This is a genomic window from Kitasatospora sp. NPDC048286, assembly GCF_043201735.1.
GTDB lineage: Bacteria > Actinomycetota > Actinomycetes > Streptomycetales > Streptomycetaceae > Kitasatospora.
Genome location: NZ_JBICZE010000001.1, coordinates 480,374 through 503,342, shown reverse-complemented (window position 1 = coordinate 503,342; position 22,969 = coordinate 480,374). Strand labels below are relative to the sequence as shown.

23 protein-coding genes and 1 pseudogene are annotated in these 22,969 nt (G+C 75.0%); 12 read left to right on the top strand and 12 right to left on the bottom strand.

Annotated elements, in window-relative coordinates:
* Nucleotides 1-252: 252 nt before the first annotated feature.
* From ACGF13_RS02390 to ACGF13_RS02380, 3 genes are read left to right on the top strand one after another with little or no spacing between them, the layout of a single operon-like run.
* Nucleotides 253-633: a hypothetical protein gene (locus tag ACGF13_RS02390; protein ID WP_392868051.1), complete on the top strand. Its 381-nt coding sequence runs from the start codon at nt 253-255 to the stop codon at nt 631-633.
* A gap of 44 nt (nt 634-677) precedes the next feature.
* Nucleotides 678-1,592 carry an ATP-binding cassette domain-containing protein gene (locus ACGF13_RS02385; RefSeq protein WP_392868048.1) on the top strand — a complete coding sequence of 305 codons (915 nt, stop codon included), beginning with the start codon at nt 678-680 and terminating at the stop codon, nt 1,590-1,592.
* Entirely contained in the window at nt 1,589-3,226 is a 1,638-nt protein-coding gene (locus ACGF13_RS02380; RefSeq protein WP_392868045.1) for a hypothetical protein, read from the top strand. Before ACGF13_RS02385 ends, ACGF13_RS02380 begins: the two co-directional genes overlap by 4 nt.
* Before the next feature lie 129 nt (nt 3,227-3,355).
* Here the strand turns inward: ACGF13_RS02380 and ACGF13_RS02375 are convergent, their stop codons facing one another.
* The 3 genes from ACGF13_RS02375 to ACGF13_RS02365 form a co-directional block, all read right to left on the bottom strand.
* Nucleotides 3,356-3,928 (bottom strand): TrmH family RNA methyltransferase, encoded by a 573-nt coding sequence (locus tag ACGF13_RS02375; RefSeq protein ID WP_392868042.1) that lies wholly within the window; start codon nt 3,926-3,928, stop codon nt 3,356-3,358.
* The gene (locus ACGF13_RS02370) at nt 3,925-4,569 is read right to left on the bottom strand and encodes a class I SAM-dependent methyltransferase (RefSeq protein WP_392868040.1); all 645 of its coding nucleotides are present in this window, start codon (nt 4,567-4,569) and stop codon (nt 3,925-3,927) included. The genes ACGF13_RS02375 and ACGF13_RS02370 overlap by 4 nt, the downstream gene beginning before the upstream one ends.
* A gap of 176 nt (nt 4,570-4,745) precedes the next feature.
* A complete protein-coding gene (locus tag ACGF13_RS02365) occupies nt 4,746-5,240 on the bottom strand; it encodes a carboxymuconolactone decarboxylase family protein (RefSeq protein ID WP_392868037.1) in 495 nt (164 codons plus the stop codon).
* A gap of 212 nt (nt 5,241-5,452) precedes the next feature.
* Between ACGF13_RS02365 and ACGF13_RS02360 the strand changes: the two genes are divergently transcribed.
* Nucleotides 5,453-5,653, top strand: coding sequence for a hypothetical protein (locus tag ACGF13_RS02360; RefSeq protein ID WP_392868035.1), 201 nt, complete (start codon nt 5,453-5,455; stop codon nt 5,651-5,653).
* Between the two features lie 21 nt (nt 5,654-5,674).
* Here the strand turns inward: ACGF13_RS02360 and ACGF13_RS02355 are convergent, their stop codons facing one another.
* The gene (locus ACGF13_RS02355; RefSeq protein ID WP_392868032.1) at nt 5,675-8,842 is read right to left on the bottom strand and encodes a lysylphosphatidylglycerol synthase domain-containing protein; all 3,168 of its coding nucleotides are present in this window, start codon (nt 8,840-8,842) and stop codon (nt 5,675-5,677) included.
* A 365-nt stretch (nt 8,843-9,207) separates the two neighbouring features.
* Between ACGF13_RS02355 and ACGF13_RS02350 the strand changes: the two genes are divergently transcribed.
* From ACGF13_RS02350 to ACGF13_RS02340, 3 genes are all read left to right on the top strand, one after another.
* On the top strand, nt 9,208-9,474 hold the full coding sequence (locus ACGF13_RS02350; protein WP_392868030.1) for a UBP-type zinc finger domain-containing protein: 267 nt from the start codon (nt 9,208-9,210) through the stop codon (nt 9,472-9,474).
* A 161-nt stretch (nt 9,475-9,635) separates the two neighbouring features.
* The gene (locus tag ACGF13_RS02345) at nt 9,636-9,908 is read left to right on the top strand and encodes a hypothetical protein (RefSeq protein WP_392868028.1); all 273 of its coding nucleotides are present in this window, start codon (nt 9,636-9,638) and stop codon (nt 9,906-9,908) included.
* Between the two features lie 220 nt (nt 9,909-10,128).
* Complete coding sequence (locus tag ACGF13_RS02340; RefSeq protein ID WP_392868025.1) at nt 10,129-11,145, top strand: sigma-70 family RNA polymerase sigma factor; 1,017 nt, start codon at nt 10,129-10,131, stop codon at nt 11,143-11,145.
* Nucleotides 11,146-11,238: 93 nt separating this feature from the next.
* Here the strand turns inward: ACGF13_RS02340 and ACGF13_RS02335 are convergent.
* Nucleotides 11,239-11,409, bottom strand: a pseudogene (locus ACGF13_RS02335) (hypothetical protein); the annotation flags it as partial.
* 98 nt (nt 11,410-11,507) lie between these two features.
* Here ACGF13_RS02335 and ACGF13_RS02330 point away from each other — a divergent pair.
* Nucleotides 11,508-11,999, top strand: coding sequence for an NUDIX domain-containing protein (locus tag ACGF13_RS02330; protein WP_392868022.1), 492 nt, complete (start codon nt 11,508-11,510; stop codon nt 11,997-11,999).
* Nucleotides 12,000-12,129: 130 nt separating this feature from the next.
* Here ACGF13_RS02330 and ACGF13_RS02325 read toward each other — a convergent pair whose 3' ends face one another.
* The 4 genes from ACGF13_RS02325 to ACGF13_RS02310 all read right to left on the bottom strand — a co-directional run bounded on the left by ACGF13_RS02325 (nt 12,130) and on the right by ACGF13_RS02310 (nt 15,558).
* Entirely contained in the window at nt 12,130-12,891 is a 762-nt protein-coding gene (locus tag ACGF13_RS02325) for a Clp protease N-terminal domain-containing protein (protein ID WP_392868019.1), read from the bottom strand.
* Nucleotides 12,892-12,999: 108 nt separating this feature from the next.
* Complete coding sequence (locus ACGF13_RS02320) at nt 13,000-13,743, bottom strand: tyrosine-protein phosphatase (RefSeq protein ID WP_392868016.1); 744 nt, start codon at nt 13,741-13,743, stop codon at nt 13,000-13,002.
* A 173-nt stretch (nt 13,744-13,916) separates the two neighbouring features.
* Entirely contained in the window at nt 13,917-14,654 is a 738-nt protein-coding gene (locus ACGF13_RS02315) for a VC0807 family protein (protein WP_392868014.1), read from the bottom strand.
* A 193-nt stretch (nt 14,655-14,847) separates the two neighbouring features.
* Nucleotides 14,848-15,558: a hypothetical protein gene (locus ACGF13_RS02310; protein WP_392868011.1), complete on the bottom strand. Its 711-nt coding sequence runs from the start codon at nt 15,556-15,558 to the stop codon at nt 14,848-14,850.
* A gap of 426 nt (nt 15,559-15,984) precedes the next feature.
* Between ACGF13_RS02310 and ACGF13_RS02305 the strand changes: the two genes are divergently transcribed.
* The 4 genes from ACGF13_RS02305 to ACGF13_RS02290 all read left to right on the top strand — a co-directional run bounded on the left by ACGF13_RS02305 (nt 15,985) and on the right by ACGF13_RS02290 (nt 20,149).
* Nucleotides 15,985-16,875: an RNA polymerase sigma factor gene (locus ACGF13_RS02305; protein WP_392868008.1), complete on the top strand. Its 891-nt coding sequence runs from the start codon at nt 15,985-15,987 to the stop codon at nt 16,873-16,875.
* Nucleotides 16,872-17,957, top strand: coding sequence for a hypothetical protein (locus ACGF13_RS02300; RefSeq protein WP_392868005.1), 1,086 nt, complete (start codon nt 16,872-16,874; stop codon nt 17,955-17,957). The genes ACGF13_RS02305 and ACGF13_RS02300 overlap by 4 nt, the downstream gene beginning before the upstream one ends.
* A 438-nt stretch (nt 17,958-18,395) precedes the next feature.
* On the top strand, nt 18,396-19,955 hold the full coding sequence (locus ACGF13_RS02295; RefSeq protein WP_392868002.1) for a protein kinase: 1,560 nt from the start codon (nt 18,396-18,398) through the stop codon (nt 19,953-19,955).
* Between the two features lie 20 nt (nt 19,956-19,975).
* On the top strand, nt 19,976-20,149 hold the full coding sequence (locus tag ACGF13_RS02290) for a hypothetical protein (RefSeq protein ID WP_392867999.1): 174 nt from the start codon (nt 19,976-19,978) through the stop codon (nt 20,147-20,149).
* A gap of 136 nt (nt 20,150-20,285) precedes the next feature.
* On the opposite strand, the gene ACGF13_RS02285 is transcribed toward ACGF13_RS02290, so the two are convergent.
* The 3 genes from ACGF13_RS02285 to tatA form a co-directional block, all read right to left on the bottom strand.
* Entirely contained in the window at nt 20,286-20,807 is a 522-nt protein-coding gene (locus ACGF13_RS02285) for an ion channel (protein ID WP_392867997.1), read from the bottom strand.
* Between the two features lie 85 nt (nt 20,808-20,892).
* Complete coding sequence (locus ACGF13_RS02280; RefSeq protein ID WP_392867994.1) at nt 20,893-22,314, bottom strand: hypothetical protein; 1,422 nt, start codon at nt 22,312-22,314, stop codon at nt 20,893-20,895.
* 151 nt (nt 22,315-22,465) lie between these two features.
* A complete protein-coding gene (gene tatA / locus ACGF13_RS02275; RefSeq protein ID WP_392867992.1) occupies nt 22,466-22,771 on the bottom strand; it encodes a Sec-independent protein translocase subunit TatA in 306 nt (101 codons plus the stop codon).
* Nucleotides 22,772-22,969: the final 198 nt, after the last annotated feature.

The window sequence follows — 22,969 nt, the reverse complement described above, 5'->3', positions numbered from 1 at the left end:
GCGAGGCCCGGGTCGGACGGCATCCGACCCGGGCCGTCCGCTGTTCCCCCGGGCCGTCCGCTGTTCCCCTGGGCCGTCCGCTGTTCTCGGCGCGCCGAACTCCCCCTTTCGGCACAGCGGACCGCCTTCGCCCCCACCGGATATCTGCCGAACGGCAGATGGCAGGAGGCCGCGGATCGGCCAGGCTTGCGAGCGTGCTCACCTGCCCAGGGAGCGCGCCCCGAAGCCGAACCCGGCCGCAAGGAGGCCCCGGTGGATCGACGCCCGTCCGCACCAGTCCTGCTCGCCCTCGCGGTGGCCGCCCTCGTCCCGCTCGCCGGGTGCGCCGACGCCACGGACGCCACGCCCGAGGACAAGACCTTCGCGTTCGCCGGCACCAGCCTGAACGTCAAGGCGCACGGCGCACCGGCCGACCTCGTCGCGGCCGACCGCCAGGACGTCAAGGTCACCCGCTGGTTCGACACGAGCGGCAAGCTCGGCACCGCCAAGGAGTCCTGGACACTGCTGGACGGCGTCCTCGAACTCCGGGCGGGCTGCTCCGGGCTCGCGAACTGCGACACCAAGTACCGGGTCGAGGTCCCCAAGGGCGTCGCGGTCCTGCGGGACGGGCGCGAGACGGACCTCAAGGGCTGAAGCCGACGAGCCCTTCCGCGGGGAAGGCCGGGAAGACGGAGACCATGCTCGAACTGATCGACATCACCAAGGACTACAAGGGCGGCAAGCGGGCCGTCGACGGCATCAGCATGCACCTCGGCCCCGGGATGCTGGGCCTGCTGGGGCCGAACGGCGCCGGGAAGTCCTCGCTCATGCGCATCGTGGCGACGGTCACCCGGCCCACGGCCGGCCGGGTCCGCTACCTGGGCGCCGACGCGGTGGCCGAACCGGACCGGCTGCGCCGGGAACTCGGCTACCTCCCACAGGACTTCGGCGTCTACCCGAACCTGACGTCGCGGGAGTTCCTGTCCTACCTGGCGGCCGCCAAGGGGATCGGCGTCCGCTCCGCCCGGGCCCGGATCGACGAGCTGCTCCAACTGGTCAACCTGACCGAGGCGGTCAAGCGTCCGCTCGGCGCGTACTCCGGCGGCATGCTCCGCCGGGTCGGCATCGCGCAGGCCCTGCTGGCCGACCCGAGGGTGATCGTGGTCGACGAACCCACCGCCGGTCTGGATCCGGAGGAGCGGGTGCGCTTGCGCAACCTGCTCAGCGAACTCGCGGCGGACCGGGTGGTGATGCTGTCCACCCACATCGTCTCCGACGTCGAGTCCGTCGCCACCGACATCGCCGTGGTCGCGTGGGGCCGGCTGCTGCGCCGCGGCGCGCCCGACGAACTGCTCCGCGAGATCGACGGTCAGGTCTGGGAGGCCGTGGTCGCCCCCGCGGACCTCCTGGAGGTACAGGCCCGCCACGTGGTCAGCCGGATGGTGCGGACGGGGAACGGCGTGAGGCTGCGGCTGCTCGCCGCCGAGCAGCCGCGGCCCGACGCGGTCCGGGTGCCGCCCGACCTGGAGGACGCCTACCTGGGCGTCATCCACGGGGCGGGGGAGCGGGGCGGTGCCGGGTGGCCGGCCGGTCGGCGGGCGGTGCGGGGATGAGCGCGGCGGTGAACGCGCCCGGGAGGGCGGTGCCCGGGTCGTTGCTCGTCGCACTGGCGGTCGGCGACTTCCGCGACCGGGTGCGCCGGCCGGTGTACGCCGTGACGCTGCTCGCCGCGGTCGGGCTCGGCTACCTGGCCGTACCGGACGCCGGCGGCCACTGGACGATCATGGACGTGGGCGGCAACCGGGGCGTCTACAACAGCGCCTACGTCGGCGTCGTCACCGCCCTGGCCGGTGCGCTCTGGCTCACCTTAGGCGGCTTCTACGTGGTGCGCAGCGGCATCGCCCGGGACGGGACGACCGGGGTCGGCCAGATCCTCGCCGCGACACCGCTGCGCACCTACCGGTACCTCCTGGCCAAGTTCCTGAGCAACCTCCTGGTGCTCGCCTCCATGGTCGGCGTGCTGGCCGTCACCGCGCTGCTGATGCAACTCGCCCGCGGCGAGGACCGCACGGTCGACCCGATCCGCCTGCTCGAACCGTTCCTGCTGCTCTCGCTGCCCCTGATGGCGCTCACCGCGGCGGCGGCGCTGCTGTTCGAGATGGTGCCGCTGCTGCGGAGCGGCTTCGGGAACGTCGTCTGGTTCGTGCTGGCCATGGTGCTCGCGATCGGCGGGCAGTCGGCCTCCGCACCGCTGGACGGCCTCGGGGTGCACCAGGTCGCGCGGTCGATGGGCGCGACACTGGAGGCCCAGCACGGGACGGCCGACCCGGGCGGGTTCAGCCTCGGCCTGACCAAGGTCGACACCCCGCTGGGAACCTTCCACTGGGGCGGCTTCGACCCGTCCGCCGGATTCGTCCTCGCCCGGCTGGCGCTGCTCCTGGCGGCGGTCGCGGTGGCGCTGCTGCCGGCCCTGTGGTTCGGCAGGTTCGACCCCGCGCGCGGGTCGGCCGGTACGGTCGCGGTGCCGACGGGCGCCGAGGCGGCGGGCGGGCCGTCCGCGCTCGACGGGCCGGAGCCCGCGGGGGCGCGCTGGGCGGCCGCGCCGGGCGCCCTGCCGCGGACCGAACCGCGGCGGGCGGGGGCGTTCGGCCGGCTGCTCGCGGGCGAGCTCCGCATCCTGGTGCAGGGCGTCTCCCGCTGGTGGTGGCTGGTCGCGGCCGGGCTGACGGTGGCCGGGTTCGCGCTGCCGCTGAACGCCGTCACCGGCCTGCTTCTACCGCTGGCGTGGCTGTGGCCGGTCCTGGTCTGGTCCCGGCTCGGCAGCCAGCAGGTCGAGAACGGTCTGGAGGTGCTGCTCGGCGCCTACCCGTCGGCCCGGCGCCGGCTGCTCGCCGAATGGGCGTCCGGGCTGGTGCTCACCGCGGTGACGGGCGTGGCCCCGCTGATCCGCATCCTGGTGGCGGGCGACGCCGCGGGGGCGGCCTGCTGGCTCGGCGGCGCGCTGTTCGTCCCCTCGCTGGCCATGGCGCTCGGCGTGGTGAGTCGGAGCCACCGGCTCTTCCAGGCGATCTACCTGCCGCTCTGGTGGATGCTCGTCAACAACGTCTCCGCCGTCGACTTCATGGGCGCCATACGCGTGAACGGCAGTCCGGCGGGGCCCGGGCCGCTGCCGGTCGGGGCGCTGTCCGCGGCGATGCTCGCGGTGGTGTTCCTGGTCGGTTCCGTCCGACGGAACGTCAAGGACTGAAGGGTCGACCGAAGCCGGGAGCCCGGCCCGTCGGAAGACGGACCGGGCTCCACGCGCGCTTCGGGCGGCCACCCGGCCGCGCGACCCGCCTGTTCGACTGCTCGCTGCTCGCCGCTCGTCGGCTGCTCGCTACTCGTCGTCGCCGAGGTCACCCGCGAGGTCGCCGTCCGGGGTGCCGCTGATCGCGTAGCCCTGCCGGCGCGCCTCGTAGCAGGCCACCGTCGCGGCCGCCGAGACGTTCAGCGAGCCGACCCGGCCCAGCTGCGGCACGAACACCACCTGGTCGCACAGCGCCAGCGCCTCGGGCGTGATCCCGCGGTCCTCGTGCCCGAGCACGAAGGCCACCGCCGGGGTCAGCTCGGCGGCGAACATCGGCACCGCCTCGTCCGCCAGCTCCAGGCCGACGACCTTGTAGCCGTCCGCCTTGGCCGCCGCCACGGCCTCGGCGACGGTCGGGAAGTGCTCCACCTTCAGGTACTTGTCGGTACCCATCGCCGCCTTCTGCGCGCCGGACGAGCGCACCGACGGGGTGTCCCCGACCAGGTACAGCTTCTCGGCGCCCATCGCCGCGCCGGTGCGGACCACCGAGCCGACGTTGAACGGCGACTGGAGGTTCTCCAGGATCATCGCGAGCCGGAACTCGTTGCTGCGCCGCCACGAGCGGTGCAGACGCTTCAGTTCGGTCCCGCGCAGCTGCTTCACGTCGTCGTACCTCGTCCACTCTCGGAGCCCTCGCCCACCTCGGGGCGGGGCCGCGCTTCCAGGATCCGCACCCCGTTGACCGATGTGACCCGGGTGGTCGGGTAGCCCTGCTCGTTCAGCCACTTCTGGAGCGAGTCCGAACCCAGGTGCTTCTGCACCACCAGGAACGCCGAGCCGTCCGGGGTGAGCCGGTCGAGCCAGTGCGTGAGCAGGCGGCGCAGCGCGGCCTTGCCGATCCGGATCGGCGGGTTGGAGTAGATGGTGGCGAAGCGGACGTCCTCCGGGACGTCGTCGGGCAGGGAGGCCTGGACGTTGCCGAGCCCCAGCGCCTCGGCGTTCAGCCGGACCAGCTCCAGGGCGCGCTCGTTGACGTCCACCGCCCAGACCGGGAGGCGCTTGCGGCGGCTCGCCCAGGTCAGGGCGATCGGACCGTAGCCGCAGCCGATGTCCAGGATCGGGCCGCGCACCCGCGGCTGCGGGGCGTGCTCCAGCAGGATCCGGGTGCACGGGTCGAGCCGGCTGCGGGAGAACACCCCGGTGTCGGTGGTCAGTTCCAGGGTGAGGTCCGGGAGGGAGACCGTGATCGGCCGGCGGTCGCTGGCGACCTCGGGTGCACCGGTGAAGTAGTGCGAGCCGGACATGATTTCCCCGTCGTTCGTATGGGCCTCGGGGCCACCGGGTGGGTGTGGGTTAGCCCTTTGTACGGCACCGATCGTACCCCCGGTGGCCCGGACGGCGTTCCGGCCGCCGCCCCGCTCGCCACCCCGCTCGCCGCTCCGGCCGCCGCCCCGGACGGAGCTGCGGCCGGGTGGTGCGGTCAGGCGGTGCCGGGGGTCTTGCGGGTGGCCACGTTGATGCGGTTCCAGGCGTTGATCGTGAAGCAGACCGAGATCAGCTGCGCCAGCTCGGCCTCCCCGAAGTGCGCGGCGGCCCGGGCGTACACCGCGTCCGAGACGCCACCGCCGATCCGGGTGATCTCCTCGGCCAGCGCCAGGGCGGCCCGCTCGCGCTCGGTGTACACCCCGGCCGGGGCCTCCGGCCAGACCGGCAGCAGGTAGATCCGCTCGTCGGTCTCGCCGGCCTTGCGGGCGTCCTTGGCGTGCATGTCCAGGCAGTACGCGCAGCCGTTCAGCTGGGAGGTGCGCATCTGGACGAGCTCGACCAGGGCGGGGTCCAGGCCCTCGCGGGCGGCGGCGTCCAGGGCGATCATCGCGCGGAACACCTTGGGGACGGTGCGGGCGTACTCGAGGCGGGCGGGGGCCTCGGTGATCTCGGCGGCCCGGGCGGTCACGGTGTTCTCGTTCGTCGTCATGGCTACGACCCTAGGTGCGAAATGAACCCCCTCTCTGGGTCATTCAGGAGGTGGTTTCGTGGGTCAATCCGCCCGGTCGGCCGGGGAATCCCGCAAGCCCCGGCAACACGCCGGAGCAGTGTCGGCACGTCGCGTCCGGGCGCCGGGCGGCGGATACTGCCAGTACCGCCAGCCGGGCCCGTGAAGGCCTCCGAACAGTGAGGACGGATGCCATGCCGCAGGAACAGCACGAGGAATACCTGATCGAGGAGACCACCGAGACCGTCGAGCCCGACGAGAAGGCATCCGAGGGCGACACCTACGACGAGGTGGCCGAGCGCCGGGCCCTCGGCGCGGACCCGGCGACCAACGTCGCCGACGTCGTGGAACAGACCCGGCCGGTGCGGCACGACGAGGAGGAGTACCGGGAGTAGCGGGCGAGTGCCCCCCGGCGGCTACAGGGCCCGGCGGCGTTGCAACCAGACGAAGGCCGCCCACCCCGGCAGCACCGGCAGGATCAGCGTCAGCAGTCGGTACAGCGCCACCGCGGCCAGCTCGCCGCCCCGCTCCATCGACGCGGTCTGCTGGAGCAGCCCGAGCAGCATCCCGTCCACCGCGCCGGCCCCGCCCGGGGTCGGTGCCGCGCTGCCCACCGCGTTGCCCACCAGGAACACCACCGCGACCGCGGCGAACGACGGCTCCCGGCCGATCGCCCGGACACTGCAGTACAGGCAGGCGATCAGGCAGAGCGACACCAGCAGCTGGCCGGTCACCCCCACCGCCAGCCGGGAAGGGCTGCGCAGCAGGTCCAGCAGCCGCGGCAGCACCTCCGCCGTCAGCGGCCGCAGCCGCGTCGCCAGCCATCGCCGCGCCACCGGGATCGCCGACACCACCGCGAGCAGCGCGACCGCACCCGCCAGCCCGCCGACCACCGCGGACAGCGCGTCCAGTTCGGAGCTGCCCGGCGCGAAGTCCACCAGGTAGACGAAGGCGCCGAGCTGCAACAGGTGCAGCGCCAGCCCGATCAGGTTCCCCACGCCGACGCTGGACAGCGCCTGGGCGGTCGGGATCCCGGCCCGCTGCAAAAACCGGGTGTTCAGCGCGATCCCGCCGACACCGCCCGGCGACACCAGCTTCACGAACGACCCGGCCACCTGCGCCAGCACCGCGTTGCGGAAGTCCAGCCGCTCCGGAACGAAACCGACGAAGCCCATGGCCGCCGCGACGTGGCTGGTCGCGGCCGCCAGCACCGCCAGCAGCAGCCACCAGGGATCGGCGTCCGCCAGGGCGGAGACCGGGTTGTCCTCCGCGGCGAACAACTGCGGGAGCAACAGCCACCCGGCCATCACCCCACCCACCACGACCAGCAGCGTCCGCGGCCGCAACCGCTCCAGTCGCACCGGCCGGCCCACCACCTGCGGGCGGGTGCGCAGGACCTCCGCGCGGATCTCGTCGAGCAGGCCACCGGGCGTGGCGGCGGGGGCCTCCGGGCCGGGCTCCGGGCGGGCGTCGGCGCGGGCGCTGGACCCGTCGCCTGCCGGGGCGGCGACGGTGCCCCCGGCCGCGCGGGCGTCACGGTCCGCTGCGTCGGCGTCCTCGCGTTTGCGTGGGACGGCGACGGTGCCTCCGGCCGCGCCGCCGGCTGTGCGGGCGTCGCGATCCGTCGCGCCGGCGTCGTCGCGCCCGGCCGTGACGGTTGCCGCGCCCGCGCCGCGTGCCTCGCGCTCGCGCGGGACCGCGACGGTGATTGTGCCGGTGTCCCCGGCCGCGTCGCTGGCCGCGCGGGCGTCGAGGTCGGCCGCGTCGGTGTCGGCTGCGTTGTCGTGCCCGGCCGTGACGGTGGCTGTTTCCGCGTCGCTTGCCTCGTGTCCGCGCGGGGCCGCGAGGGTGGCCGTGCCGACGCCCCCGGCCACGTCGCCGGTCGTGCCTGCGTCGTTCACCGCGCCCGCGCCCGCGCCGGTTCCTGCGCCCCCGGCCGCCCCTGCGGCCGCGCCGCCGGCCGCGTGGGCGTCCTTCACCGCACCCGTGCCCCCGGCCGCCCCGGCGGCAGCGTGCTTCGCGTGCTGCTTGAGGGCGCGGCGGGTGGTGTGGGTGAGGGCGATGGGCTGGAGGAGCGGGAGGGCGGCGCCGACGGGGTCGGGGCCGAGGACGGCGGTGGCCGTGTGGACGGAGCGGGCGGCGCCGGCGCGCAGGGCGAGGGTGGTGAGGAGCTGGGCGAGGTCGCAGCAGAGGACGAGTTCGGTGGCGGCGATGTCGCCGTCGGCGAAGTCGACCAGGTGTACCGCGCCGGAGTCGTCGATCAGCAGGGAGGAGGGGACGAGGGCGCGGTGGGCGATCTCGCGGCGCTGGAGCAGGGCGAGCTGCCGCCAGGCGTCGGTGAGCAGATCGTCGGTGATCTCCTCGTCGGCGAGTTCGTCCAGGGTGCGTCCGGCCAGCCGCTCGTACGCGATGAGGGCGGTGTCCTGGCCGAGGCCGGCGGTGGCCGCGATGCGGCGGGTGCGGACGCCGGCCGCGAGGGCCGCGTAGGTGACGAGTGCCTCGTGCTCCAGCCCGGTGCGCGGGGAGCGCAGGACGCGCGGGTCGGGGGCGGTGCGCAGGCGCAGTCGGCGCCAGGCGCGCTGGACGGCGGCCGCGGTGACGGCCTGCCGGTCGAGGATCTGGACGTCGAGCTCGGGGAGGCCGTCGGCCTGCCGGACCCGGTAGCGGTCGGGTCCGGCCGGCTTGGCCTCGACCGGGCGCAGGCCGCTGTCGCGTAGGGCGCGCAGGACCTCGCCGGGTAGTGGGCAGGGGTCGGGGGTGCCGACGGCGTACAGGGTGCCGTGGGCGCCGGTCCAGCCGATCAGCAGCCCGAGCAGGAGCGCGGTGGGGGTGGCGTACCCGCCGGTCAGCCCGGCGAGGCCGGAGAGGGCGAGGACGGTCCAGGACAGGCGGCGTTCCCGGCTGCCGGAGGCGGTCATGAAGGCGAGGACGGGCGCGAGGTAGCCGTAGACGGGTTCGGTGTGCCCCAGCCCGCCGCTGGGCGGTGGCTGGGTGAGCGCGGTGAGCAGCGAGACCGGGGCGAGGTCGTCGGCCCACAGGCCGAGGCCGAGGGTGGCGCCGTAGGCGAGGACGGCGGCGAGCAGCCCGTCGGAGACCTGTTGGAGGGCGCGCCGCCGGTCGGGGCCCAGCAGGCGGCGGACGGCGAGGCCGACCGGGAGCAGCAGGACGGCGGCGGTGGTGAGCCCGGCGGCCAGGCCCGACAGCGGGCGCGGCACCAGCGCGGCCGCCTCGGCGACGTCGGCGGCGATGCCGCTGGTGGTGGCGCGGGCGTAGTCGGCGAGCAACAGGGTGAGGGCGATGGCGAACAGGCCGCCGAGCAGCCTGATCAGGGCGACGGGCTGCCGGACCCGACTGGTGGCGGGCAGCGGGCGGGTCCGGAACCGGCCGCCGCCGCTCTGCCCGGGTATCCGGGTGGTGGCCCGTGCGGCGCTGCCGCCGGCCGGGGCCCCGGTGTCGCGGCTGCCGCTTCTGACGTCGGCGCCGCTGTTGTCGCCGTCCCGCGTCCCCGCGCCGCGCTGCCGCGCGGGCGCACCGCCGGGGTCGCCGCCGGTGTCGCCGTTCGTTCTCCCCGTCACGATCGCCACGGATGGCATGCTCCCATGCCGTCCGTGGGCACGGAGCGGGGATTCGGCACTGTCCCCGGGACGGGCGCCACGCCTGTCGGGCCGGTGGCGTCGGCGGTGCGGGAGGGGTGGATCATCGGGGGGCAGGGGGATCGGCGGGATCGCCCCCGGGACGCCCTGCCGGGACCGTCGCCGGACCGCGCCGGGAGGACCCGGACCCGGGCGCGCCCCGGTGGGCGAACTGCCGCCGGGTGGCGCGGATTTCGACCGGTGCCGTCGCCACCGGCCGTCGCCATCGGCCGTCGCGACCAGCCGGCGCCCCGGGCCGGCGCCGCGCCCCTCGCCCAGAGCGGGCGCCCCGCACCGGGGCGGCATAGCCTTCAGTCATGAGCGCCTGCGAAGACCTCGCTCTGGCCCCTCGGAACATCGAGCCCCGGCCGCCCGCGGACGGCTGCGCCGACTGCCTGGCGCAGGGCCGTCGGGACTGGGTGCACCTGCGGATCTGCCTGGACTGCGGGCATGTCGGCTGTTGCGACTTCTCGCCGCAGCGGCACGCCACCGCGCACTTCCACAACACCTCCCACCCGGTGATCCGCTCGTACGAGCCGGGGGAGGACTGGCGCTGGTGCTTCGTCCACGAGCTCATGGGCTGAGGCGGCTGAGGAGACTGAGGCGACTGAGGCGCTCTCCCCTCCCCGCACGGCTTCTCTGCGGTGGCGTGGCCCCGCAACCCGGATAAAATCCGGACATAACGCCCGTGTGGCCCCTCCGGCCGGCATCCGTCCGGCCGGTGGCCGACGAAGGGAGGTCGACGATGACCAAGCGAATGCCCGGCAGTACCGCCAAGTTCCGCCAGGGAACGCAGGAACTGCTGGAGCGCCGGGGCATGGCGAGCCCGCCCACCCGGCTGGCACCGGAGCCGAGCGCCGGCGCGATGACCCACGCCGCCGCCGGGTTCGGCGCCGGCGGGGCCTTCCGGCACGGCGGAAGGGACGCGCCGGGCACGACGATGCACGCGACCCCGGCGATGCACGCCGAGCTCAAGGGGCACCGGCACCGCGGCGCGGAGAAGCACTCCGCCCACTGAGTCGCGGCACACCGCGGGGCGGGCGGCCGGTTCGTGGCCGCCCGCCCCTGACGCGCGGTCAGGGGCCTTGCCGGGTCGGGCCGCGAGGAGGACCGCCACCGCCACCCTCGCCCCCGCTGGGCCGCGTGGTGCCGGAGGGGCGGTTGTCAGTGCTGTGCGCTACGTTCCTCCCGTTCACCAGGGCACACGGCACGGCAGGACGACGGGGGCGGGGCGCACCATGACCGACGTGATCACGGAGGAGCCGGTCGAGCTCCAGCTGGAGCGGTACCGCACCGAGCTGACCGGCTACTGCTACCGCATGCTCGGCTCGGTCTTCGAGGCCGAGGACGCCGTGCAGGAGACGATGGTCCGCGCCTGGCGCGGGCACGGGGGCTTCGAGGGGCGGTCCGCGCTGCGCTCCTGGCTGTACCGAATAGCCACCAACGTCTGCCTGGACGCGTTGAACGGCCGCAACAGCCGGGCCCGGCCGATGGATCTGGCCGGGCCGGTCACGGTGGCCACCGCGTACGACACCCAACTGCCCGAGGTGACGTGGATCGGCCCGGCGCCGGACGGCCGGGTGCTGTCCGAGACGGGGGATCCGGCGGACGTGGCGGCCCAGCGCGAGTCGGTGAAGCTGGCCTTCGTCGCCGTGCTCCAGCGCCTCGCACCCCGGCAGCGGGCGGTGCTGATCCTGCGCGAGGTGCTCGGCTGGAAGGCCGCGGAGGTGGCCGAACTGCTGGGCGTCACGGTGGCCTCGGTCAACAGCGCGCTCCAGCGTGCCCGGGCGGGGCTCGCCGCCGACGGCTCGGCGGTCCGGCCGGCCCCGGAGCTGGACGAGGAGCACCGCGCGCTGCTGGACCGCTACGTCCGCGCCTTCGAGGCGTACGACATGGACGGCCTCGCCGCGCTGCTGCACGAGGACGTCACGCTCAACATGCCGCCGTTCGCGATGTGGCTGCGCGGTCGGGACGAGCTCCGGGAGTGGATGCTGGGCCCCGGGCACGGCTGCCGCGGTTCCCGGCTGCTCCCGGTGACGGCCAACGGCGGGCCGGCCTTCGGCCAGTACCGGCCGAGCCCGGAGGGCGGGCACGAACCGTGGGCGCTGATCGTGCCGGAGGTGTCAGGGGACAAGATCACCGGCTTCACCAACTTCCTGGACACCGACGTGCTCTTCCCGCTCTTCGGCCTCCCGCCCCGGCTCGACGCCGAGTCCGCCGAGCCCGCCGTGCCGGCCGAGCCCGCCGCCGGGTAGCTCCGGCAGCTCCGGCAGGTCCGGGAGGCCCGGCAGGCCCGGCAGGTCGGCGAGGTCGGCCGGGCCCGGCAGCAGTGCCGAGAGCCCGCTGAACGCCAGCAGTTCGCGCAGCGGGCCGCCGACGTTCCGTAGCACCACGGCCACCCCGTGTCGGGCGGCGGCCAGCCGTAGCCGGGCGAGCGCGTCGACGACGGCCAGGTCGGGGGCGGTGAGTGCGCCCAGGTCGCAGGTCAGGAGGGCGCTACGGCGCGGTGCGGTCGTCATGGTGTCCATGGCGGATAGGACCGTTGAGGCGGCCGGGAGTCATCGGTCGGGTGGCAGAGTGGGGGCGACCGAACCCACCCTGCCCCAGGAGGAGCACCGTGACGACCGAGCCCTTGAAGTCCCGCGAGGAGTGGCTGGCGTCCCTGCCCCGGATCTACGCGGCGGCGGGCTGCCTGCTGCGGGACGAGTCCGGCCGGATCCTGATCGTGAAGGCCGGGTACCGCGAGCACTGGCAGTTCCCGGGCGGCACGATCGACCTCGGGGAGGGCCCGGTCGAGTGCGCCGTACGGGAGTTGGAGGAGGAGACCGGCATCGTCCAGGAGGCGGGCGAGCTGCTGGCCATCTCCTGGACCCATGCCTCGGCCGAACTCGACCACCCCGCCCAGCACTTCCTGTTCGACTTCGGCACCGTCCCGGACGACACCCCCGTGACCGTCCCGGCCGGTGAGCTGGACGACTACCGCTGGGTGTCGACCGAGGAGGCCATGGGCCTGCTCGGGCCGGCCCGTTCGGCCCGGCTGCGGGCGGCGCTGGAGGCGGCGGAGGCCGGCCGGGTCCGGATCGTCACCACCAACGTCTCCGGGTTCTGAGCGGACGCGGACGCGGAAGCGCACGCGGAAGCGCGCGCGGGACACCGAAGCGGACGCCGCAGCCGCAGCCGCAGCGCAAGTGCCCTGCCCCGGGCGGTCGTCGCGCCCGGGTCAGGACATCGGGGGCGACTCACTCCTGCGACTCGGACTCCGGGTTCCGGGCGGCGATGATGGCGGCGATCGCCTCGGAGACGAAGGCCTCCGTCTTGGCCTTGTCCACCTTCAGCCCGGCCAGCACGCCCTGGCCGTTCTCCAGTTCCAGCAGCGCGAGCAGGAGGTGCTCGGTGCCGACGTAGTTGTGCCCGAGCTTGAGCGCCTCGCGGAAGGTCAGCTCCATCACCTTCTTGCCCTGGGCGTCGTAGGGGATCAGCGCGGGCACCGTCTGCTCGACGGCGGTCGGCAGCGCGGCGGTGGCCGCCGTGCGGACGGCTTCCGGGGTGACGCCCTGGGCGGCGAGCGCCTTGATCGCGATGCCCTCGGGCTCGGCGAGCAGGCCGAGCAGCACGTGCACCGGGGTGATCTCGGCGTTGCTCGCCTTCCGGGCCTCCTCCTGCGAGGCCACCACGACCTTGCGGGCCCGGGGGGTGAACCGGCTGAAGCCCTGGCTCGGGTCGAGGTCGTTCGGGGTGCCCGGGTCCTTGGGGACGAAGCGCTTCTGGGCGGCCTGCTTGCTGACGCCCATGCTGCGGCCGATGTCGGTCCAGGAGGCGCCGGAGCGGCGGGCCTGGTCGACGAAGTGGCCGATGAGGTGGTCGGCGAGTTCGCCGAGGTGGTCGGCGGCGATGACCGCGTCGGAGAGCTGGTCGAGCGCGTCGGTGTGGACCTGCTTGATCGCGGCGATCAGGTCGTCGAGGCGCAGCGGAGTGGTGTTGGGAACAACGGGATTCTCCATGCGTCAACCGTAGGTTGTCGATCCGAGGATCGTCAACCATCGGTTGACGATGGTTTCGAAGGTCTTTTCACGAGTCCCGACGCGCCGAAGGGGCTCCGGCGGCCCGCGCTACGCGGCGGGCAGCAGCCGCTCCCGGACGGCGGCGATCCGCTCGGGCGTGACGCCGGCCGCGAGCAGGTAGCCGACCGGGTCGAACCCGTCGAGCGCGGCGGCCAGGGCGGCCTCGGCGGTGGTCCCGGCCTCGGCGAGCACCGTGTCGATCCGGCGGTACGGGTCGGGCAGGCCCAGCATCCCGTACAGCGGGCGGATGTTGGGGCCGCTCATCAGGTAGTCCTCGGTGATCGCGGCCCGGTCGACCCCGGCCAGGGAGAGCAGCAGGAGGGTGGCCAGGCCGGTGCGGTCACGGCCGGCGCCGCAGTGCACGACCACGCCACCGGGGCGGGCGCCGGCGATCACGGAGACCAGCGCGGCGGCGGCGTGCGGGCAGTGGTCCAGGTACGGGCGGAGCGCGAGCGGGGTGCCGTCCAGTCGTCCGTGGGCCTCCCACCAGGCGGGGCCGGCCAGTTCGTCCAGCGGGACGCGGACCAGCTCGACGTCCTCGGGGAGCGGGAGGAGCGGCTTGTACTCCTCGGTGTTGCGCAGGTCGACCACGGTGCGGACGCCGTGGTCGAGGAGGGCGTCCCAGCCCTCGGCGGTGAGGCGGTCCAGGTTGTCCGCCCTGACCATCGCGCCGCGGGCGGTGAGCCGGCCGGCGGCGGTGGGCAGCCCGCCCAGGTCGCGGACGTTCAGGCAGCCGTCCCAGACGAGGGTGCGTTCCTCGGTGCTGCTCGGCGCGTACGTCGTCCGGTTCATGGGGTCCCCGTTTTCCTCGGTCGGGGGTCCCGTTACCCCCTCGTTATGAACGACTCCCGGGGGATCCGGATGGTTCCTCGCTGTTCGAGTCCTCGGAACCGGCTGTTCAGCGAAGCCGGAGGGGAGGGGAGCCGCGGGGAGGGGAGCGACGGGGAGGGGAGGGTGCGGCGCGCTCAGGCGGCGGTCGGGGCCTCGGCCTCGGCGCGGACCAGCCGCTCCATCGGCTCGACCGCGATCTGGCCGAGCATCGAACCGGCCACGATCGCGCCGATCATGAGGACGGTGGACAGCCAGGCCATGGTCGACACCGGCAGGGTGAAGGCGCCGACCACCCGGGCCGCGCACTCGGTCAGCAGCGCGGTGCCCCAGATGCCCGAGAACAGCCGCTCGTGGCGGCGGAACGCCCGCGATCCGGCCGCCCGGCCCTCGACCAGCCGCTGCCAGGCGGCGGCGTGCTCCGTCCGGCCCTTGGTGAGGAAGGGCATCAGCATCGGGGTCATCACCGGCCGGCCGATCAGCGCGGAGACCAGGATCGCCAGCGCCACGGTGCCGCTCAGGCCGCCGCCCTTGGCGATCATCAGTCGGGCGTCGCCGGTGACGAAGGTCAGCGCCAGGCCCGCCAGGTTGACGGTCAGCATCAGGGCGGCCCACAGGTTCAGCCTGCGCTCGCCCAGCAGGCCGAGGACGGTCCGGGCGGCCGGGAAGGCGCTGCTCCAGGCCAGCGCGGCGAACTCGCTCAGGCCGAGGGCCGAGTGCAGCAGGTAGTAGCCGGCCAGCGGCGCGGCCACGTCGAGGGCGAGCGGGCGGAGCCCGGAGACCAGCGGGTTGGGCGTCTTGGCGTGGGCGGCGGTGACGGCCAGGACGGGAGCGGCGGTGCTGGTGACGGCGGCGGCACTGACGGTCTGGCTCACGGTGGGTTCCTCCCCGGCTGGTGGCCGCGGGCCACTGCCCGCGTCGTGCCTCCAGTCTTTCCGCCGGACCCTCCGTCAGAGCAGTGCCGTCCGTTGCGTCATCCGCGTGACAGTTGTCATGGTGCGCGCCGTGACACCGCCTCCGACCTGCTGCTTTCCCTGCCTTGCCCGGGAAGTGGGGTGCCCCCGGGGGCTACTCCCCGACGGGGAAGGTCCACAGCTCGCGGCCCAGGGTGTCCAGGCAGCGGACGGTGCCGAAGCGCTCGTCCCCGGCGGACAGGAAGCCCCGGGCGACCCCGGCCAGGACGGTCCGGGCGACGCCGTCGCCCGAGGTCCAGGCGCCGGTCAGCACCAGTGCCTGGTCGGCCAGCTCGGCGCGCTGCACCCGGGCCACCGAGGCGGTCAGCAGCGCGGCGTTGACCGCCTCCAGCTCGGCGGGGAGCAGGTAGGTCTCCCCGGTGGGGGCGCGGTCCGCCTCGGCCCGGCGCCGCAGCTCCGGCAGGCCGTAGTGGCGGACGGCGGCGACGGCGTCGTCCAGCGGGAGCTGCCAGCGCGGCCCGGGCAGCACCTCCCACCAGACGTCCTCGCCGACCGGCAGCACCTCGCCGATCCGGGCCCGCCAGGTCTCGATGCCGTACCGGGTGCGCGGGTCGGGCCGGTGCCCGGGGAGGTCCGCGACGGCCCAGTCGGTGCGGCGGACCACGGAGAGGTCGAAGGTGAAGGGCACCCGGTCGGCGGCGGGGCGCTCGACCAGGCCGAGCAGCAGCCAGTGGCTCGCGTCCGGCAGGCTGAAGGTCCGGCGCCACCCGGTGAGGCCCAGGGCGCGCAGGGCGGGTGCGAGGTGCTCGCGCAGGCCCTTCGCGTGGAGCCCGTGGTGCTCGTGGAGCTCGTGGGCGGTCGTCATCGTGGTCTTTCCCTGCTCGTCGTGCTGCCGGTGGCGGTCCCCGCCGGGGAGCCGCGCCCCGTCGGTGGTGCTCTCCGCCGGGGACGGGCCCCTGCGCTGGGGGAGAGGCCCGCCGGTGGGAGTTCCCCGTCGGTGCTGGTCTCCGGAGGGCCGGCCCAAACCCGGGAGGGGTGTGCGACCGGGGCCGGTACGGGTCGTGCGTGCGCCCTCGAACGGGGCGGGGTCGCGGTGGCGGGCCGGGAGTGCCGTCGAACCCGGCGTCCGGGTGCGGCGGCGGCCGGGTTGCTTCGCCTACCGACAACGTAGGGCGGACGGGCCCGCCCGGGCCGTGGGCGAACGGCAGCAGTCCTCGGGACCTTGGCCCCGGTCGCGCCGGTCGTTCGGCCGGAGCCGAAGTGTTCGCCCGAATGGCGCATCATGTGGCGGGTGCAGAGTGCAGAGCGCCCCGGAGCGGGCACCGACGGCCCCGTCGGCCGGTCCGGACCAGTACCACCCGACGGCCCGCCACCGGGCCCGGCCTCCGCCCGCCCCGACCTGACCGAGGCGGTCCGGGCCGCGCAGGGCGGGGACGAGGAGGCGTTCCGGCTGCTGTTCCGGACGGTGCAGCCGGGCCTGCTGCGCTACCTGCGGGTGCTGGTCGGAGGTCGGCCGGAGGACGCGCAGGACGCCGAGGACATCGCGTCCGAGGCCTGGCTGCAGATCTCCCGGGACCTGCGCGGCTTCTCCGGGGACGGGGACGCCTTCCGCGGCTGGGCCGCCACCGTCGCCCGCCACCGCGCCCTCGACCACCTGCGCGCCCGGCGTCGCCGTCCGGTCGCCGACCTGCCCGTCGAACAGTTGGCCGAGCTGGCGGCGGGGGACGACACCGCGCGGGCCGCGCTGACCACGGTCGGCACCGCCGACGCGCTGGCCCTGATCTCCCGGCTGCCGCGCGACCAGGCCGAGGCCGTGCTGCTGAGAGTGGTCATGGAGCTGGACGCGGAGAGCGCCGCCCGGGTGCTCGGCAAGCGGGCCGGCAGCGTCCGGATGGCCGCCCACCGGGGGTTGCGGCGGCTGGCCAAGCTGGTCGAGCCGCTCGCGTCCGGGGGCGGCATCCCGGCTGCCCGGGCTGGCGGACGGGCGGCCCGCGCCGAGGCCGGTACGGGGCCCGAAACCGCCGGAACGGCCGCCGGAACCACTGCCGGGACCGCCCCCGGAACAGCCGCCGGAGTGAGCGCGGGCGAGGCCGCCGGGCGACCCACGGGGAAACCCGCGAAAAAAAGTTCTCCGCAGGGTGTGACAGAACGCCGGGCCGCGACGCTGAAGGACATGAGATGAGCACCAACCGATCCCGTCGGATCGACCGTGATGCCGCCGAGCAGCTGCTCGGCGGTGCCGTGGGCGGCCCGTCGGCCGGGCAGGACGCCTCGCTCACCGGACCGGACGGCGGTCCCGGGCAGCTCGCCCGGGTGCTCGCCGCGGCCGCCGCTCCCGCGACGGTCGAGGAACTGGCCGGGGAGGAGGCCGCCCTGGCCGCGTTCCGGAAGGCGAGTCTCGCGCCCGACCCGACAGTGACCCCCGTCCGGAGACGATCGATGGCAACCGCCGCGCTGGCCAGGGCCTTCAGCACGAAGGCCACTGCCGTCGTGCTCGGCACCACCGCGCTGTGCGGGGTCGCCGTCGCCGCCGGAACCGGCAACCTGCCGTCCCCGCTGGGCGGCGGCCCGTCCGCGCCGGAGCACGGGCTCGCGGGTGGGGACGCGGCCGGCGGTCCCGTGCCGGGCTCGTCGACCGTCGGTCCGTCCGCGGGCGTGGCCCCGTTCGGTGCCGTGACGTCCGGCGCCGCCCGTCCGTCCGGCGGACCGCAGGCGGTCGTCCCGTCCGATCCCACGACGCCCGGCACCCCCTCGGCCGAGGGGCGCGGCCTGCGAACCGCCGCCCCGCCCGCGCTGCTCGGTCTCTGCACCGGCTTCACCGACCGAGCGGCCAAGGGCGAGCGCCCGAGCAAGCTGGTCGGCGACCCGCTGTACGGCCCGCTGGTCACGGCGGCCGGCGGCGCGGACCAGGTGACGGACTACTGCAAGGCCGCGATCGGCGACGAGGACGGCGACCACCAGGGCGCCACCACCTCGACGCGGGGGCCCGGCCGCCCCGGCACCGTGCCCGGTGCGGGAGCGGGCAAGGGCAACAGCGACGGCGGCCGGACCGGTGGCAGCGGCAACGGCAACGGAAGCGGCGGCGCCGGAGACGGCAACGCCGACGGCGGCGGCAACGGCAACGGCCAGGACACCGGCGGCGCCGGCACCAGGCCGGGCAAGTCCGGCGTCACCCTCCCGCCCGCCCCGACCGTCCCCGGCACGCAGGACGTCCGCCCGAGCAAGCCCGACCGGTCCGAGAACCAGCAGTCGGCCGAGAGGTAACCCCGAGAACTCCGGGTGGGCGGCGAGCGACTCCCCCCGGGCTCGCCGCCCACCCGGAACAGCACCACCCGGAACAGCACCACCCGCAGTACCCGCACCATCCCGCACCACCCGCGGGAAGCAGTACCACCCGAAGACCCCGGGTGGCCGGTCGGCTCCCCCGTGCCCACCGGCCACCCGGCCGGCCCCGGCCGGACCGGTAGGCGCACCCCCCGGACGCGCCGCCGGCCCGGCCGGCCCGGAAACGTGCGGCCCGCCCGCCCGCAGTCAGGGCGGGCCGCACCCCCGTGCCGGCGGCCGGGGGACCGCTGCCCGGTCCCCCGACCGCCACCCTCCGCCCCTGGTCGGGGCGTTCGGCCCGACCGGCGGTGCGGCTATCGTGCACAGGTGCACGAGGCGGCCCGGGACCCCGGGCAGGGCACGTGAGGGGAGCTCCAGGTGATCGGACGGGCGCTGAACGGGCGTTACGAACTCGTCGAGTTGCTCGGCGTCGGCGGCATGGCCACCGTCTGGCGCGGCGTCGACCGGGTGCTGGGCCGTCAGGTGGCCGTCAAGGTGCTCAACGGCGGTCTCGCCGACGACCCCCGCTTCGCCGAGCGCTTCAGCCGCGAGGCCCAGCACGCGGCCATGCTGGCGCACCCGAGGATCGTCATGGTCTTCGACTCCGGCGTGGACCAGGGCACCCCGTTCATCGTCATGGAGCTGGTCAGCGGCCGTTCGCTGGCCGCCCTGCTGGCGGAGCGGCAGGCGCTGCCGGTGGAGCGCGCCGTCGGCATCGCGGCGGCGGTCTGCGAGGCGCTGTCGGTCGCGCACGCGGCCGGACTGGTGCACCGGGACATCAAGCCCGGGAACATCATGATCACCGACGACGGCGGGGTGAAGGTCGTCGACTTCGGCATCGCCCGGGCCGGTTCCTCCAGCAACCTCACCCAGACCGCGAGCGTGCTCGGTACGGCCGCCTACCTCTCGCCCGAACAGGCCACCGCCTCGGCGCTGGACGGGCGGACGGACCTGTACGCGGTCGGCTGCGTGCTCACCGAGATGCTCACCGGCGCGACCCCGTTCACCGCGGAGACCCCGGTGGCGATCGCCTTCAAGCACGTCAGCGAGCAGCCCCTGCCGCCGTCCGTCCGCCGCCCCGGCCTGCCGCCCGCGCTGGACGCGGCGGTGCTGCGGCTGCTGGCCAAGAACCCGGCCGACCGCCCGGCCGACGCGGCCGCCGCGCGGGCCGAACTCCTCACCACCGTGCCGGGGTTGATGGTCGGCGACCCGACCGCCGAGCTGCTCGCGAACACCGCCGGGGCTGCCACCCGGTTCCTCCCGCCCGTTGCCGCCGCCCCCTCGCCGAACCAGCAGCACACCACCGTGCTGCCGCCCCAGCCGCCGGCCGCCACCTCGGTGATGGCGCCGATCCCCGCCCCCGCCCCGGCGCCGGCCCCTGTCCCCGCCCCCGCCCGCAGCCGGCGCAAGCCGCTGGTGCTCGGGGCGCTGGGCGTGGCGGGCCTCGCCGGGGTCACGGCGCTGGCCCTCACCGCCTTCGACGGACCGGCCGACGGTGCGGCCGCCGCCAAACCGGCCGCGGCCACCGCTCCGGCGGCGACGCCCACCACCCAGGCCACGACCCCCGCCCCGAAGGCCTCCACGCCGACCTCGGCGGCGCCCACCACCACCGCGCCCTCCACGCCCACCTCGGCCGTCCCGCGCAACCAGCCCGCCGCGCTGCAGATCCAGTCCTTCCGCCAGGCCGTCGCCCAGGCCCAGGTCGGCAAGGAACGGGACAAGCAGGCGGAGCTGCTGAGGATCCTCGACGCCACCGCCGCGCGCCTCAACGAGGGCAACCCGGACGACGCCGCCCAGGAGCTCAGGAACGCCCAGAAGGTGGTCCGGGACATGGGCAAGAAGCACGCCGTCGACGTCCCGACGTACGCCAACTGGAACACCCGCCTCTCGGCCCTGTTCGCCACCCTCCACACCGCCGCCGACCTCCAGGACGACTGACGGCCCGCCAGAACGGGCCCGTGCTGACGATCGGATCCCTCGCCCTCGGCGTCTGCGACATGTCCCGCGCCGTCGCCTTCCGGACGGCCGCCCTCGACTACGTCCCGCGCGGCGGCCTGGTCGGGGACGACTGGACGGTCCTCGCCTGCCCGGACGGCAACCGCTTCTGCGTGATCGACACCAGCCGTTCCTGAGTCCACCGCCTTGTCCACAGCCTGTGGACAAGGCGGTGGGTTCGGCCCAGGCCCACGGCCCACGGCCCGCGGTTCGACGCGGTCGTCGCCCGCGCCGTCCGCTGGTACGGGCCCGCCCGCGCCGACGCCGGCGGGTTCACTCCTGCTTCCGGATCCTCTGCTCGACGTTCCCCCGGATCGCCCGGGACGCCGTCCCGGCCGCGGCCGCGAGGAACACGAAGTTGTACCCGATCTGGAGCGTCACCACGAGTCGGGCCGTCTGCCCCGCCGGGGTGATGTCGCCGTACCCCACGGTGGCCATCGTCACGACCGTGAAGTACAGCGCGTCCAGCCGGGTCTCCAGCCCGTCGAACTCCGCCTTGTGCGAGCCCAGCACGAAGTACGTCCCCGCGAAGATGGTCAGCGCGAGGAAGATCAGGAAGATCAGCCAGACCACCGGCCGCTTGGCGGTGCCCCGCATCACGCCGACGATCTTGGCCAGCATCAGCCAGCTCATCCCGACCAGCGCCCCCACGAAGGCCAGCCAGCTCAGCCGCGGCCGGCGCTCGCCCAGCCACTCCAACGGCAGGGTGAAGTACCCGACCATCAGCAGCGTCGACGCGCACAGCAGCCAGAACCAGGCCCTCAGGTCGGTAGGCGGCGGCGGGTTCTCGGACATCCCGTCCAGCCTCGCCGCACCCGCTCCCGCCCGCCCTCCCGCCTGCTCCGATCGGGCCGGCCCCCGCCGGACCCCGGGCTCCCCTTCAGGCCACCGGCCGAGAAGGCCCGACCGGCCCGGCCTGCTCGGCCCGCCCCGCCCCCGGCTCGTCCAGCAGCTCCAGCACCGCCAGGACGGCGAGCAGCCCGAGCGCCAGACAGAGCGTCACCAGCACCGTCGGGTAGCTCCACAGCACGAAGGCCAGTGCCGTGAGCGCGACCGCCAGCCAGCCCAGCGGGGCCTTCCAGCGGTGGACGAACCGGCCGACCGGCCCGAGCCGCAGGCCGGCCCGTCCGGCCGCCCGCCGGACCCCGCCCAGCCCGGCGCGCCAGCCGCCCCGGACGGTGCGCGCCCAGCGCCCCGGGCCGATGACCCAGGCGCCGAGCGCGACCAGCAGGCCGAGGGTGACCACCACCCGGACGGCCGAGCGCAGGTACCGCACCAGGGTGTCGTACACCGCCTGGGCGGCCGCCTGGTCGACGTCGGCCGGCAGCCGGTCCAGGTAGACGGCCCGGAACACGCTCAGCCCGACGCCCAGCAGCAGCGCCCCGCCCGCCATGCCGAGGGACGCCACCACCACGGCCCGGCGGCGCCGCGCGGCGAGCAGCACCCCGCCGAGCGCACAGGCGCCGGCCAGCACCGGCACCCAGAACCCGGCCAGGTTCAGGACCCGCAGGGCGGTGCGGATCTCCGGCAGGGCGTCGGACTGCACCAGCGGGTAGGAGGTGTGGATCTCCGGGATCCGGGAGGCCAGCGGGATCCCCTGGTCGACCAGCTTGGACTTCACCCGGGCGATCACCGGGGCGAGGTCGAGCACCACGGTGTTGCCGTGCACCTCGACGGCGCCGCCGCCCTGCCCGGTCACCATCTGCACGACGGCGGCGTGCGCGTCCCGGTTGACGTCCGTCCAGAGGGTGACGAAGGCGTCGCTGTCCACCAGCCGCTCGACCTGGGTGTGGACGAAGCCGCTGAGCCCGCCCTCCAGGGCCTGGCCGACGCCGCCCAGCAGCGCGCCGAGCTTGGGCTTGTCGTCCGGGGCGAGGCCGTCGAGCAGCGAGTCGAGCGGGAGCTTCTTCATGATCTCCGCGGTCACCCGGTCGGTGACGGCCGCCTTGATCCGGGGGTCCTCGGCCAGCGGGGCCATCGTCGCGAGGTAGCGGTCGGTGTCGCTGATCTCGGACCTCGCCCAGAGCGCGAGGGCGCCGAGCGGGGTGAGCACACAGGCCAGCACGATCAGCAGGGCGGCGAAGAAGGAGCGCACCCGGTGCCGGGGCGGGCGCGCTGCCGGCCCGGCTGCCAACTGCTCGGCGAGCCGCGCCTCCTGGGCCTCGACGGCGCTCAGCCGGGCCCGCAGCTCGGCCAGTCCGTCACCGGACCCGTCGCCGGGACCGTCGCCGGGACCGGAGCCGGCACCGGGCTCGCCGTCACGCTTACCGTCGCGCTCGCCGCCGGGCTCGTCGGTGGGCATGCCGGGACTCCGTTCCTCCGGTGGGTGCATACCAGGAGACAACGGATCAGATCGGACGGCCAGTCGGGAGGGCCCGGGTGCCCGGACGGCCCCGGAACGCGGAAAGCCCCTGGTGGGTCACCAGGGGCTTTCCGGAGTCAAGGAGTGAGGATCAGGCGGTCGTCTCGGGCCGCTTGGTCTCGGTGGCCTTGGTCACGTTGGTCGGCGTGACGGCCGGGCGGTCGGCGCTCTGCTGGGGAGCGGCGGTGCTCTGCGCGGTACCGGCGGTGCTCTGCGCGGTACCGGCGGCGTCCGCCGGGGTGTCGTCCTCGCGCATGGCCTTGGTCTCGGCCTTCAGGATGCGCATGGACTTGCCCAGACCACGGGCCATCTCGGGCAGCTTCTTCGATCCGAACAGCAGGACTACGACCGCCAGCACCACGAGAATGTGCCAGGGCTCAAGACCGTTCCGCAGCATCCCTGGCCACCGGTCCCTTCTTGTCTAGAGTCATGGCGGGCGCTAGCGCCCGTGCTGGCCAGTATGCCTGGCCCTGACGGCGAACGGATACACCGGCCGGGAAACGCTGGCCAAAAACCAGGTGCCGTGCAGGCGGATCGCGAGGACCGCGGTGCCCAGCTGGCCGAATTACAGGTGCCGAAGCTCACATGCGCCGCT

Bases quoted from the DNA above. Each gene is read 5' to 3' on its own strand.
- ACGF13_RS02385 (WP_392868048.1), top strand. From the start codon at position 678: ATGCTCGAACTGATCGACATCACCAAGGACTACAAGGGCGGCAAGCGG.
- ACGF13_RS02380 (WP_392868045.1), top strand. From the start codon at position 1,589: ATGAGCGCGGCGGTGAACGCGCCCGGGAGGGCGGTGCCCGGGTCGTTG.
- ACGF13_RS02370 (WP_392868040.1), bottom strand. From the start codon at position 4,569: ATGTCCGGCTCGCACTACTTCACCGGTGCACCCGAGGTCGCCAGCGAC.
- ACGF13_RS02365 (WP_392868037.1), bottom strand. From the start codon at position 5,240: ATGACGACGAACGAGAACACCGTGACCGCCCGGGCCGCCGAGATCACC.
- ACGF13_RS02360 (WP_392868035.1), top strand. From the start codon at position 5,453: ATGCCGCAGGAACAGCACGAGGAATACCTGATCGAGGAGACCACCGAG.
- ACGF13_RS02350 (WP_392868030.1), top strand. From the start codon at position 9,208: ATGAGCGCCTGCGAAGACCTCGCTCTGGCCCCTCGGAACATCGAGCCC.
- ACGF13_RS02345 (WP_392868028.1), top strand. From the start codon at position 9,636: ATGACCAAGCGAATGCCCGGCAGTACCGCCAAGTTCCGCCAGGGAACG.
- ACGF13_RS02340 (WP_392868025.1), top strand. From the start codon at position 10,129: ATGACCGACGTGATCACGGAGGAGCCGGTCGAGCTCCAGCTGGAGCGG.
- ACGF13_RS02325 (WP_392868019.1), bottom strand. From the start codon at position 12,891: ATGGAGAATCCCGTTGTTCCCAACACCACTCCGCTGCGCCTCGACGAC.
- ACGF13_RS02320 (WP_392868016.1), bottom strand. From the start codon at position 13,743: ATGAACCGGACGACGTACGCGCCGAGCAGCACCGAGGAACGCACCCTC.
- ACGF13_RS02310 (WP_392868011.1), bottom strand. From the start codon at position 15,558: ATGACGACCGCCCACGAGCTCCACGAGCACCACGGGCTCCACGCGAAG.
- ACGF13_RS02300 (WP_392868005.1), top strand. From the start codon at position 16,872: ATGAGCACCAACCGATCCCGTCGGATCGACCGTGATGCCGCCGAGCAG.
- ACGF13_RS02285 (WP_392867997.1), bottom strand. From the start codon at position 20,807: ATGTCCGAGAACCCGCCGCCGCCTACCGACCTGAGGGCCTGGTTCTGG.
- ACGF13_RS02280 (WP_392867994.1), bottom strand. From the start codon at position 22,314: ATGCCCACCGACGAGCCCGGCGGCGAGCGCGACGGTAAGCGTGACGGC.
- tatA (WP_392867992.1), bottom strand. From the start codon at position 22,771: ATGCTGCGGAACGGTCTTGAGCCCTGGCACATTCTCGTGGTGCTGGCG.